This window comes from Oceanispirochaeta crateris, from assembly GCF_008329965.1.
GTDB classification, from domain to species: domain Bacteria; phylum Spirochaetota; class Spirochaetia; order DSM-2461; family DSM-2461; genus Oceanispirochaeta; species Oceanispirochaeta crateris.
The window spans coordinates 376664-389361 of sequence record NZ_CP036150.1; the positions used below are offsets into that span (position 1 = coordinate 376664).

A 12698-nucleotide genomic window follows, 5' to 3' on the forward strand; every position below is an offset into this window, starting at 1 on the left:
TAGGACCTCCCATGCCCTTAAAGAGTCTTAATCCTAGTTTTCTGCTGATACCAGGGTTCCCTTATCGGCCAGGGACTTATAGTACCCTTCCATTGCCAGCAATTCACTATGTGAACCCTGTTCGACAATTTCGCCCTGTTTCATGACATAGATTCTGTCAGCCTTCATGATGGTGGACAGCCTATGGGCGATGATGATGGTTGTTCTATTTCTGGATAGCTTCCACAGGGCCTCCTGAATCAAACTTTCCGATTCGTTGTCCAGAGCGCTGGTGGCTTCATCTAGGATCAGGAGTTCTGGATTCTTTAGGAAAACTCTGGCAATGGAAATCCGCTGTTTCTGACCACCTGATAGGAGTACTCCCCGTTCTCCCACTTGAGTATCCAACCCCTCGGGAAGAGTGCTCACAAATTCATCCAGGTTGGCCATTCTCAGGGCCTCTGAAATCTCAGATTCGCTGGCTCCCTCTTTCCCGTAACAGATATTTTCTGCAATGGTTCCATCAAAGAGAAATACATTCTGCTGAACAATTCCTATGGCCTTCCTGAGGCTGTTTTGAGTAACCGAAGAGATATCCTGGCCGTCGATATGAATGGTTCCATTACTCAACTCATAAAATCGGGGAATAAGAGCCGCCAGTGTGCTTTTTCCGGCTCCTGACTCTCCCGCCAGGGCGATGGTTTCTCCCTTGCTGACATCCATATTTATATTTTTTAGTATCCAATCGGGCGATTTATCGTATTTAAAGTTCACATCTTTTAGAACCAGAGAGGCGCCCTCAACCTGAAGATCTACCGCCGCGGGACTATCCTTGATATCGGGTTGTATTTCCATGATCTCCTGAAAACGTTCAAAGGAGGACATGCCCTCCTGCAGTTGCTCTGTGAAATTGATTAATCTGTCTATGGGGGGAAGAATGACTCCTACGTAAAGGATGAATGCCAGAAGATCAACCAGGGGGAGTTTGTCCTGAAAAATCAGAATGGTACCACCGGCAATGATACAAAAATAGTAAATCTCTCTGAGAAAATCCATAAAGGAATGGAAACGGGCCATCCTCTGATACATCACCTCTTTGGCCATTCTAAAGGATTTATTGGTCCTGTGGAATTTATTATTTTCCAATGATTCATTGGCGAAGGATTTGACTTCCCGGATACCCTGGACAGAATTCTCCACAGTGCTGTTGATTTCGGCAATTTCCTTCCGGATGGCTCTGAACCCCTTTTTCAGCCTTTTTCCCATATAGAGTCCCCAAAATAGCATCAGCGGGATGGGGATCAGGGAGATCAGAGCCAGGGATGTATTAAAAACAAACATCATGATATAGGCCATGACCAGGATGATGATGGAAATGAGGAGATCTTCCGGTGCATGATGGGCTACTTCGGCAATGACGCTCAAGTCGTTGGATATACGGCTCATGAGGTGTCCTGTTTTTACCCTGTCAAAGTAGCTGAAGGAGAGTTTTTGAATATGGGAAAACAGATCCTGTCTCATGTCTGCTTCCATCCGGACTCCCAAAATATGACCCCACTTGATTCGGATGTAGGTCAATATTGATTTTATGATATAAATGGCCAGCATCAGGATCAGTATATTCCTGATAACGGCGATATTTTTTGAAGGAAGGTAGGTTCCCAATAGAGAACGTGTTAGGAACGGGAAAAAAATGGAGAGTATCGATGCGGCGATGGCACAGAACATATCCAGAATAAAAAGGGCTTTATGAGGTTTGTAATAGGCAATAAATTTCTTAATCATGGCCCCATGATAAACAAAGATTTCTGCTCTGCCAATGATCCTGTCTGCAGATTCTCTTCAGTTTACGAAAAATAAAACAGATGATCATTATATTCTAAAGAATCATGGATCAGTTCATGAGGGTAAAACAATTTTCCTCTTTGTTGTAATTGAATACTTCTCCGGTTTCTATAATGTAGTACCATCCCATGATTGTCAGCTTTCCGGCTTTAAATTTGTCTTTGATATAGGGATAGGTCAGTAGGTGCTTCATCTGTTCTACCACATTCGTCTGCTCTGTCAGCCATTCCCGGGCAAGAGTGTCATGTTCGGGCAGTTGTTGGTTTACTTTTTCCTTCACTGTTGCCGCCAGTTCCATCCATTTACTCGTATGGGGAAGGTTCTTCACCGAAGGCTGGTCATTCAGGGTCGCACATCCACCGCAGTTGCTGTGCCCGCACACGACGATCGTCTCCACTTCGAGAGCCTGTAAGGCATACTCAATGGCAGAGGTTGTTGACAGATATTCGTTGGCAAGGCGGTAGGGAGGCACCATATTCGCAATATTCCTTATGATGAACAATTCGCCCGGGAGTGTTTTCGTAATCAGGGCGGGTACAATCCTGGAATCACAGCAGCCAATAAACAGGGTGTGCGGTTTCTGCTCTCCTTTCAGGTTCTTAAAAAGAGTCTTGTGATCCTCAAAGTCCTGTTTTCTAAATTCGACAACGCCGTTCAAGAGTTTATCCATGATTTGAATTATACCGGATCGAACTCTTACATTTCCAGTCAAAATGCTCATATTATGACTCTTTTGCTACTGGGAGATGCATGGTATTCTTTGATTTACCAATGAATGTGGAAGGAGATTGACTATGAGAAAGACTGGAATCGTTGTCTTGTTGATATTAACACTGGTGATGCTGACAGGATGCCTCCCTGGAGATGGTCGAGCCAGTGAAGTTTCTCCTGCTAATTTTCTCTGGGGTATTTGGCATGGCTGGATGGCTCCTTTGTCTCTCATTGTCAGTATTTTTGCAAAAAATATAAGACTCTATGAAATCCACAACACAGGTATATGGTATGACTTTGGATTTTATATGGCCATACTGGGAGGGTTCGGAGGTCTGTCTACGACAAGGAAAAAGAAAAAAAAGGATGTTAATTAAAGAATCGGATCTTTATGATCCCCTAAAAACATATCTGGAACATCAGGGCTATACCATCGGAGCCGAAATTCAGGATTGTGATCTGATAGCCATCAAAGCAGATGAGATGATCATCATTGAATTGAAAACCAGGGTTTCGGTGGATCTCCTGATTCAGGCCGCACGGCGCAAGGATATCAGTGATGCCGTTTATATAGCCGTTCCCCTTCCTGTGGGGAAGAAAGACCTCCCCAAGTCCAGAGGGCTCAAAAATTTACTGAGGAAGCTGGAAGTAGGGCTCATCCTCGTCCGGTTTATGAAAACAAAGACCCGGGTGGATGTGGTGCTCCATCCACGGCCCTATGAAAAGCGGATGAGGCCGGGAAAACAGGCCTCCATTCTAAGAGAAGTGGACGGGCGGTACGGTGAGTTCAACAAGGGAGGGATTCCCAGCACTGAAGAAAGGATCACGGCTTATAAACAGGAAGCCATACGCATTGCCCTGTTGTTGAGAGAGAAGGGGGATTCTTCTCCAAAGGACCTTAGATCGTGCAGTGCCCGACCGGACAAGATTCAAGCTATTCTCGCTCAAAACCATTACGGTTGGTTTGACCGAGTCAGCAGGGGGCTGTACAGAATTAACCCTGCCGGTTGTGAGGCTCTAGATCGATACGAGGATCTTCAACCCGATCTCATGGCAATATTCCGTGAGCATGTAAGCTAATGGCTTGTCTCCTCCTTGACCTTTTTCCCTTTCACTTTTTATGATGCTCCCGTAGGTTTTCGTATACTAAAGGGGATATTATGAAGAAAGATCTCAAGATCCTGGATGGCAAACTCGATGTCATCGGTCAGTTTATCTGGCGCTTTGGTTCTTTTGTCTGCCGGCTTCTCTATAATAAAAGGCTGAATATTCAGTTTGAGAATTGGGATCTACTGGATTCACTGGAACCTCCGTATCTGATCGTTGGGAATCATGTTACCAATTTTGATCCGATTATCATTTCTGCCAACCAGAATCACTATCTCCACTGGGTTGCCAATGATGCGGTCTTCAGACACCCCTTCCTCAGATGGGCCATGACTCATTTGCAGATTATTCCTAAGACGAAAGGCATGTCCGATTTGGAATCTGTCCGGATCATTCATAGGAAAATCAGAGAGGGCTGTATCGTTGCCTTATACCCCGAAGGGCAGACAAGCTGGGATGGACAGAATCAATCTCTCATGCCGGCAACTCCCAAGCTGCTAAAGCTCTTGAAGGTTCCAGTGGTTTCAGTGCTCATCAAGGGGGGATATCTGACACAACCCCGCTGGGTCTGGCCAAACAACCTGCGCAGGAGCCGTATCATACTGGAAGCCAAGCTGATTCTTAGTGCTTCCGAATTAAAAAAACTGTCCCTGGATGAGATAGATGAAAAATTGAAAAAGGGTATTTTTCATGATGATTTTGAGTTTCAGAAACAACATCCAATAAAGCTCGAAAGCAATAAGAGGGCGGAAACCCTGGAGCTCTTCACGTATATCTGTCCCCGTTGTCACACATTGGATGCCCTTGTTTCTCAAGGGAATACAGTAGAATGCCAAAACTGCCACTGGGAGTTTTTCATCAATGAATACGGAGAATTCCCCCATGATGAAAATTTTCCATTTGAGAATCTTTCTGTGTGGAATCACTGGCAAAAGGATCAGACGATCCGGATGGTTCGTGAATATAAGGCTCTTTCTGAGGTACATCGTCCCATACTCTCCAATAAAAACCTCACAATCCTGACAGGCCTGGGCCTGGTTCCCTTGAAAAAACTGCTGAAGGGTGACTTGAACCTTTGGCAGGACAGACTGGAATTTGTACCGGAAGAGGGCGATTCTATGATTTTTCCCCTTGATGAAATTGAAGCCATGAGTATCTTTAAACAGCAGAAACTCGAGTTTTATCATAAAAAGGTCTTGTATCGTTTCCATTTCGGGACCCCTCGGGATTCAGCCTACAAATGGCTCTGTTTTTTAAGTGAAATGTGCCGAGAAGAAGACGAAAGCTCGGTGAAAACCGGTACAGACGGAGTCAAAAAAGCTCGCTGAGACCTCCCTAGAAGCAATAGTCTAAAACTTATCTATAAAAAAAAGCACAAAATATCTTGACTATTATATATATTGAAAATACTATATAGATATAATTTGAATATAGAAGAGGAACTTATGGATAAATTACTAATCATAGGCGGTGTTGCCGCAGGAGCCACTGCAGCTGCCAGAGCCAGAAGAATGAATCAGGATATAGACATTACTATTTTGGAAGCGGGACCTGATGTCTCATTTGCCAACTGTGGTCTGCCTTACTATATAGGAGGCGATATAAAGAGCCGGAGCAAGCTGATACTCCAGAGTCCCGAGAGCTTCAAAGACCAGTATAATGTAACCGTGGAAACCATGACAGAGGCTCTCAGTATTGATAAAAATAATAAAACTGTGAGCACCATCAATCATGAAACGGGTGAGAAAAAAGACTTTTCCTATGACAAATTGATCCTCTCCCAGGGGGGGAAACCCTTTATTCCAGGACTTGCCGGCGGAGATAAATCCCATGTTTTTTCCCTGTGGACCCTGGAAGATATGGATCATATTCATACATTCATCGAAGAGAAAAAGCCTGAAACAGCGGTTGTCGTAGGAGGGGGCTTCATCGGTCTTGAGATGGTGGAAGCCCTCAGAAAAAGAGATATCAAGGTTAGCGTTGTCGAAATGGCCCCCCATGTGATGGCCATGATGGAAGGAGAAACCGCTGGCTTCCTGCAAAAAGAGATGGAAGCCTGGAGGATTGGTGTTCATACGGGGCGATCAGTTACATCCATCGAGGATCATTCGGTAACCCTGGACAACAACGAGACCTTGAATGCCGATCTCGTACTTTTGTCAGTGGGGGTAAAACCGACCCTTCAATTAGCCGAGGCTGCAGGATTGACAATAGGGGAGGCCGGAGGTCTTGCGGTCAATGAATATCTGGAAACTTCAGATAAGAATATTCTGGCAGGGGGAGATATGGTCGAGGTGGTTCATACTGTTTCGGGCCATAAATTGAGAATCCCTCTGGCAGGTCCTGCCAACAGGCAAGGACGCATCGCGGCAAATAACGCCCTGGCAGTAGATCCGTCCGACAGGATGAAATATAAGGGGGCTCAGGGAACATCCATTGTCCGCATCTTTGATGCCGTAGCGGGAATCACGGGAATGAACCTGAAACAGGCTCTCCAGGCAGGTTTCAATGCCGAAGCCGTGGCGGTTCGGAAGGATCATCATGTTTCCTATTATCCCGGCGGGACTCCTGTGGCCATTCATCTTGTGTATGACAAAGATTCGGCACAGATCCTGGGAGCCCAGGTGTACGGTGAAAATGGAGTGGATAAGAGACTGGATGTCCTTTCTACGGCCATTACTGCGGGTATGAAGGTGCAGGATCTGGGAGAACTGGACCTCTCCTACGCTCCACCCTTTGGATCCGCCAATGATCCGGTCAATATGGCCGGGTTTGCCGCTGAAAACAGATTAACAGGCTACAGCCCATCCCTCACAGCTGCCGAACTGGAACCCTTTGTGGATGGAAAGAAACTGGCACTCATTGATATTCGAGACTATTTCACCTTTCAGAAAGGACATATTCAGGGAGCCGTCAATCTGGCTCCAGAAAAGGTTTTGGAAGAATTGGCCCAGGTTGCCAGGGGTGTCACCATTCTAATCGTTGATGAGGATGGCAAGACCGCTCACCGGGTGGTCCGGCAGTTGCGTCTGGCCGGGTATGAAGACTCTCTTTTTATCAGCGGCGGATATCCTGGATTGGAGTTCTTCGGCAGGTCTGGAGGATTCCAGTTTCTTCAGATTCCAATGAAGGCTCCCGACGAAAAGTCTCTTTTGAAAAATCAGGAAGATCCTTCATCCCTCGAGGCTGAGCATGATTCAAAAGGAACTGCGCCCCTGGACAAAACAACGGCTCTGGTGGTGGATGTCAGAACTCCCATGGAATTTGCAGGTGGAGCCTATCCTGACGCCGTGAATATTCCTCTGGATGAACTGCCCCGCCGTGTTTCAGAGTTGGGCCAAACAGACCGTGAAATTACAGTTTACTGCGCAACCGGGGCTAGGAGCGGGTATGCCGCCCGAATCCTGACACAACAGGGATTTAGCAATGTGACCAACGGCGGCGGACTGATGCAAATGATGGCCGGCTGATTGTATCCTCTTTTTGCATAAAAAAGCCTCGGGGCATTTAATCTCCGGGGCTTTTGTTCGGGCGTGATGGGAATTTTAAGAGGAGGATTAAAATATCAAAAAAGATTATCGAGCTAGATATTCCTCTTTGAGGAGACCATAGATGACGTGATCAACAACACGACCGTACAGGTTTTCCGCTCTTCTAATACATCCTTCTTCCTTATACCCCAACCTCTGAGGAATCTTGCGGCTGGGAGTGTTTTCCAGGGCACAATGGATTTCTACCTTGTGCATATTCATTTCCATAAAGGCGATTAGCTCTAATTCCTGAACGGCTCTGGTCATGATGCCTCTGCCCATCTTGTCTTCAGAGAGCCAGTATCCTATGTAAGCGGTTCCCGTGCTGTAATTGTATTTGTTGAAACCGGCCACACCCACCAGTTGATTTTGAAATAGGATACCGCAGGTCAGCTGTTCGCCCGTTGCAAAACGCTTGAGACAGGCTCCAATAAAGTAATCCGTATCGCCGGGTTTCTGAATCCCGTCTAACCAGGGCAGCCATCTTCTGAGGTAGGCTCTGTTCCTGGCAGTCAGATTGTACAGAGCCAGGGATTTTTCCTTTGTCAGAAGGCAGAGCTGCATCTCGATGTCAATGTACCTGAAGAACATAAAAAGACTCCTCAGCTGATTTTAACATGGTTCCCTGGAAATAATTCAAATAGAAAACTGTTTTTCTGGAATTACTCCCTGCCTTCTCTTAGATTTAAGACATGGAACACACATCCCCTTTAACGGTTCAGGTCGAAGAAAAACGAGTGGATCTGAATATTGCTATTCATCCCAATGAAGGGAGCGACTTGAAGTTGTTTACACTGGAACATCATTTTACGTTTTACGCAGGCAGCTCTCTGGACAATTTCAAATCCGGTTCCGGGCAATTAGGAAAAGGTACTTTGTCTCTTCTCAATGACTGTCCCCCGGGGGTACTGCAGGTTTCCGAGGCGATGGCCTCTAAGCTGGCATGGTCGGAAAAAGTGATGCTCATATTGGAGGATGACAAAATATTTCTGACCTACACAGAAATATAAAAAATCAAAGCTCTTCTAAATGTTCATCATCCTGTTCTTCGGCTCCGCTGATTTTCATTATGATGGCTCTATACCTGTTCTTAAGAGAAAAGTAGGACCTTTTGTACAGGTCATTTTGAAATCTGATAAGGTGTATCTGATCCATCAGTTTCGTATTCTGTTCCTCTAGATCCCGGGCTCTCTCCTGAGCCAGTTCCAGGGCATATTTCATTTCAATCTGTTTTTTATGATCTTTGATTCTCTGATTCAATTCATTAAATTGGCTGATAAAATTGGCTCTTATCTTACCATCTATTTTATTGAGGTCCGTAAAATCTATTTTGTCCACATAAGAGATGAGCCGGTTATAAATATAACTGACAGGAATTTCAATATTGAGCCTGGAATTTCCATCTGAATTTCTTGAAAAACTGATATTGTTTTCGAGGCCGGCAATGTGGAGGACAAAGAGTTCATCCTTGACTTTCGGGTTCAAAGTATTCAGCCGTCCCAGCTTCTTTTCTATAATTGCCGACGAGGAGGAGAACTTCTTTAGGAATAGAAGGGTCTTATTTCCCTCGTTTAGATTGAGATCTTCCAGACGGATTCTCTCAAAGATGCGGGTAATATAGTCAAAAAGAGTGGTCAATAACTGATATAGGAAGTCTCCGCCTACCTGAAACTGTTTGTTCTCCCTCATAAGGTTCTGATAATTCTTAGATTTTACATACTCATCCATGATCAGGATGATGAGATGAGACTGTCCTTTATCGGGATCATGTTTTAATTCCGCGTTGAAAATCTGAACTTGATTGCCCAGTACTGTATTATTATTCATGTTTCTTTCTTGATATTATTAACGACCTACTGTGTGTATAAGTGGACTAATATTTCTAATCTTTTATTCATTATTCAATAAAAGAGGCAGCGTGTCTCTAAGAATCTGTGCTGTGATTCCCCAAAGGACTCCATGAGTCGTGGAATATGCCCAAATTCTATGACGTGAATCACCTTCCCAGGGGTGGTGATATCTTTCGGGGAGTTTCATTACATCCGTGGGGAAATGGTATTCCACTTCTCCTGTCAGGGGATCCTCAGAGTAGGGATGAGCCCTGATGGGAACTTTAAACTGTGTTGGAGGATTCTCTGCAAACCAGCTTAATGGAATGGTGAACAGAGCTTCCACTTCTTCCCTATTGGCCTTCAGTTCGGATATATCCTGAATTTGTAAAACTCCCAGGTAGGGTTGAACTAAGATATTCATGGGGGTCACCAGAGTTCCTGTTGATCCCAACACATCAATGTGGCTGGTCTGAATTCCGATTTCCTCCGAAGTTTCCCTGAGAGCTGTCATCAAAAAGCTTTGATCCTTCTCTTTGTCAAAACGCCCCCCCGGAAAGCAGATCTCGCCTCCCTGACGAATATGGGGTGCTCTTTTTTGAAACAGTATGGAGGGACAGCCTTTGGGCTCTTTCTGATTGAGGATGAGGGGGATCAGAACGGCAGAGCTCAACATATATTCCCTTCCAATGATTCTGGGGCAGTGGTCATCCGGGATAAGTTGTTCCCTTATTTTCTGAAAATTCATTCCTTTCCTCCCTCAGACCCCTGGCGGGACCTTTGATGCTGCCGGAACAGGCGGAAAAACGGCCGAGATAGATGCCCATTGTGTTCAAGTCCTCCACATAGAGATTCGCTCTTCCAGGGAGGGCAAGTCGCATTATTATCCCTGCACAGCGCGGAGTGTTCCTCCTAGGACAAGCGGAGGTCTAAGCGCCTTTGCAGATGCTATCAGGGGCAGCTCAAGGGTCAGCTCAAGGGTCAGCTGTCCATATCATCATAGTTGATATCAACGGTCTGGTCTCCCAGTTCAGGATCAAGGGTCAGTGAAAAAGAGTAAGTATCTTCATCTTCATCAATACCCTGAATATCGTAATCGATGGTTGTGTCATCCTTGAAGAATAAAAGAGATATGGATTCTTCATCGGGGAGGGTTGTTTCGCTGTCCATAAAATCAATGCCGTACATTGCCGAATCGCTGGGAGAGACAAACAGATAGTAGATTTCAAAACCTGTCAAATTCCTGATTTCAAGAGCAATCAGATCATCTTCCAGAGTATCAAGATCTACTGTATCGATTTTCAAATCTTCAGAAATCACAAATTTTGCTGGAGTTCCGTCGGTGATTTCTTTTTCATACAGTTCATAAGTATTCCCAAACTCATCTATGGCCATAAAGTCAAAAGTATTGGAGTTCTCAGGGTATGAAATATAGAATTCCGCCATACCTCCCGCATCCAGGGTGTTATTGCCGCCTAAAACGTCGGGTCCCCAGAATTCACTGTCTCCGGGTGAACAGAAAAGGTAATAGATTTCACCCTTGGTCTTATTATGAAACTCAACGGTATTAAAAAATTCTGACTGAGCCCACAAAGCCGTAGTCAGGGTCAAAAAGAGGCCCAGGGCCCAAGTTCTTTTATTCAACATACTACTCCTCGAACGGTTTGAAGCAAAGGAAAAAGATCTCTGCTCCCTTCTATTATCTTACAGAACTGTTGTTTTTGAGTACAGCCGCATGACATTATATTTTCTATGGTCCCTCCATTTTGAGTTTTTCTGGAAAATGGGGAGAAAAATCACTTATTGTTTAATATAGTTAATGAATGTCATACTTTATCACAAAGAGGAGTGCTTTCATGTCATCTGGCGGATCCCCTAAGAAAAAGAAACTCAATAAAAAGCTCTATGAAGAAGAATTGCATCGCCTGCAGGAAGAGCTCGTTATGCTGCAGGACTGGATCAAACAGAAAGGTCTGAAAGTCTGCATCCTCTTTGAGGGGCGAGACGCCGCCGGAAAGGGAGGCGTTATAAAACGGATCACCCAGTATATGAATCCAAGATTCTGCCATGTGGTTGCCCTGGGGAAACCGACGGATAAAGAGGAGTCCCAATGGTATTTCCAGCGTTATATTCCCCACCTTCCTGCCAAGGGAGAAATGGTGATTTTTGATAGAAGCTGGTATAACTGCGTGGGAGTAGACCGGGTCATGAACTTTACGACAGCCGATCAGTGGGAGGAGTTTTTCCGCAGCTGCCCCGAGTTTGAGCGGATGCTGGTACGTTCCGGAATCATCTTGCTCAAATACTGGTTTTCCGTCTCTCCCGAACAGCAACTCAAACGCTTCAAGGGGAGAATTGAAGACCCCATTAAACGATGGAAAATCAGCCCCATGGACCTGAAATCCATCGAGCGCTGGGATGACTATTCCCGGGCCAAAGATGAAATGTTCGAACACTGCCATACCGAGGAAGCCCCCTGGTATGAGGTCCCTGCGGACAATAAGAAGAAGGCGCGGCTGAACTGCATCCACCATATCCTGAGCCAAATCCCCTACAAAGAGGTCAAACCTGTTGTGATCAAACTGCCTGAAAGACCGGAAGAAAAGTATAAGCGGCCACCTCTGACAAAAGAAAATTTTGTGCCGGAACTGTACTGAATCCTGATGCATGAAGATTACAAACGACTCCCCCAGTTACGGTTTATGGGCAACAAATACCGCCTCTTACCCTGGATTCATTCCGTTCTAAAACCCTTGGAATTTAATACTGTTCTGGATGCTTTTTCAGGGTCATCTTCCGTTTCCTACCTGTTTAAAACCATGGGGAAACGAGTCTTCAGTAATGATTTTCTCCATTTTCCCTATACAATTGCCCGGGGAGTCATAGAAAACTCATCCTCCCGCATCACGGGGGGGGACAGGCTGTTGCTGCTGAAGAATCCGGGGGATGACTTTATTGAGAGGACATTCACAGGCATATTCTATACCCCCGAAGACCTTCGTTTTCTGGACAGAATCTGTCACAATCTCAAGGCCTTGAACAATCCGTCTAAAGAAGCCCTTGTGATGAGCGCAGTTCTGCGCAGCTGCGTGAAAAAACAGCCACGGGGAGTCTTTACCATTTCCGGGGATCTCAGCCGTTATGATGATGGGAGGAGGGACCTCCGGCTCAGTTTAGAAGAGCATCTTTGGGAGCAGATCGACCTCTACAATGAGGCGGTTTTTTCAAACGGACGCCGGCATAAAGCCTTCCAGGGGACTGTCTTTGATTTTCCGAAGGATCGTTATAAAGCCGATCTGGTCTATCTGGATCCTCCCTATGTGCCGCGGTCTGATGATAATTGTTATATCAAACGCTATCACTTTCTCGAAGGCCTTTCAAAATACTGGAAAGACGAAGAAATCCTCTACGAGACGAAGGTCAGAAAAATAGCCAAGAAATATACACCATTTTCCTACAGGAAAAGCGCGGTGGACTCCTTTGACAGGCTTTTTCGGCAATTTAGGAAGAGTACTCTAGTCCTGTCCTATTCCTCCAATGGATACCCCGATTTAGAGGTCCTCACGGAGTTGATGAGCCGGTATAAGAAGTCCATCCGGGTTGAACAGAAAGAACACCGTTATCATTTTGGAACACACAGCAGAGTTCAAAGATCAAAGGTCAATGAATTCCTAATCATTGGAGAGTAAAGAATTAA

General features: G+C 45.3%; 14 protein-coding genes. 7 read left to right on the forward strand and 7 right to left on the reverse strand.

What is annotated here, in order from left to right:
• Positions 1-33 precede the first annotated feature (33 nt).
• Together EXM22_RS01610 and EXM22_RS01615 are read right to left on the reverse strand one after the other, a co-directional pair.
• Entirely contained in the window at positions 34-1764 is a 1731-nt protein-coding gene (locus EXM22_RS01610; RefSeq protein WP_149484833.1) for an ABC transporter ATP-binding protein, read from the reverse strand.
• A gap of 109 nt (positions 1765-1873) precedes the next feature.
• Positions 1874-2494 carry a carbonic anhydrase gene (locus tag EXM22_RS01615; protein ID WP_149484834.1) on the reverse strand — a complete coding sequence of 207 codons (621 nt, stop codon included), beginning with the start codon at positions 2492-2494 and terminating at the stop codon, positions 1874-1876.
• A 124-nt stretch (positions 2495-2618) separates the two neighbouring features.
• Between EXM22_RS01615 and EXM22_RS01620 the strand changes: the two genes are divergently transcribed.
• The 4 genes from EXM22_RS01620 (at position 2619) to EXM22_RS01635 (ending at position 7112) form a co-directional block, all read left to right on the forward strand.
• Positions 2619-2912, forward strand: a complete 294-nt coding sequence (locus tag EXM22_RS01620; RefSeq protein WP_149484835.1) for a hypothetical protein — start codon at positions 2619-2621, stop codon at positions 2910-2912.
• Positions 2902-3615, forward strand: a complete 714-nt coding sequence (locus EXM22_RS01625) for a DUF2161 family putative PD-(D/E)XK-type phosphodiesterase (protein ID WP_168203289.1) — start codon at positions 2902-2904, stop codon at positions 3613-3615. The genes EXM22_RS01620 and EXM22_RS01625 overlap by 11 nt, the downstream gene beginning before the upstream one ends.
• Positions 3616-3695: 80 nt before the next feature.
• A complete protein-coding gene (locus EXM22_RS01630) occupies positions 3696-4970 on the forward strand; it encodes a lysophospholipid acyltransferase family protein (protein WP_149484837.1) in 1275 nt (424 codons plus the stop codon).
• Positions 4971-5087: 117 nt separating this feature from the next.
• Positions 5088-7112 (forward strand): FAD-dependent oxidoreductase, encoded by a 2025-nt coding sequence (locus tag EXM22_RS01635; RefSeq protein ID WP_149484838.1) that lies wholly within the window; start codon positions 5088-5090, stop codon positions 7110-7112.
• Positions 7113-7217: 105 nt separating this feature from the next.
• On the opposite strand, the gene EXM22_RS01640 is transcribed toward EXM22_RS01635, so the two are convergent.
• Positions 7218-7763, reverse strand: coding sequence for a GNAT family N-acetyltransferase (locus EXM22_RS01640; protein WP_149484839.1), 546 nt, complete (start codon positions 7761-7763; stop codon positions 7218-7220).
• Positions 7764-7864: 101 nt separating this feature from the next.
• On the opposite strand from EXM22_RS01640, the gene EXM22_RS01645 reads away from it, so the two are divergent.
• Positions 7865-8182, forward strand: coding sequence for a hypothetical protein (locus tag EXM22_RS01645; protein WP_149484840.1), 318 nt, complete (start codon positions 7865-7867; stop codon positions 8180-8182).
• Between the two features lie 4 nt (positions 8183-8186).
• On the opposite strand, the gene EXM22_RS01650 is transcribed toward EXM22_RS01645, so the two are convergent.
• From EXM22_RS01650 to EXM22_RS01660, 4 genes are all read right to left on the reverse strand, one after another.
• Positions 8187-8999, reverse strand: coding sequence for a hypothetical protein (locus EXM22_RS01650; RefSeq protein ID WP_149484841.1), 813 nt, complete (start codon positions 8997-8999; stop codon positions 8187-8189).
• 63 nt (positions 9000-9062) lie between these two features.
• Complete coding sequence (locus tag EXM22_RS01655; RefSeq protein ID WP_149484842.1) at positions 9063-9749, reverse strand: NUDIX hydrolase; 687 nt, start codon at positions 9747-9749, stop codon at positions 9063-9065.
• Positions 9709-9882, reverse strand: a complete 174-nt coding sequence (locus EXM22_RS18180; protein WP_168203290.1) for a hypothetical protein — start codon at positions 9880-9882, stop codon at positions 9709-9711. The genes EXM22_RS01655 and EXM22_RS18180 overlap by 41 nt, the downstream gene beginning before the upstream one ends.
• Before the next feature lie 100 nt (positions 9883-9982).
• Positions 9983-10648: a hypothetical protein gene (locus EXM22_RS01660; RefSeq protein WP_149484843.1), complete on the reverse strand. Its 666-nt coding sequence runs from the start codon at positions 10646-10648 to the stop codon at positions 9983-9985.
• A gap of 209 nt (positions 10649-10857) precedes the next feature.
• Between EXM22_RS01660 and ppk2 the strand changes: the two genes are divergently transcribed.
• Both ppk2 and EXM22_RS01670 read left to right on the forward strand, forming a co-directional pair.
• A complete protein-coding gene (gene ppk2, locus EXM22_RS01665; RefSeq protein WP_149484844.1) occupies positions 10858-11658 on the forward strand; it encodes a polyphosphate kinase 2 in 801 nt (266 codons plus the stop codon).
• 6 nt (positions 11659-11664) lie between these two features.
• Positions 11665-12690 (forward strand): DNA adenine methylase, encoded by a 1026-nt coding sequence (locus EXM22_RS01670; RefSeq protein ID WP_210411534.1) that lies wholly within the window; start codon positions 11665-11667, stop codon positions 12688-12690.
• Positions 12691-12698 lie beyond the last annotated feature (8 nt).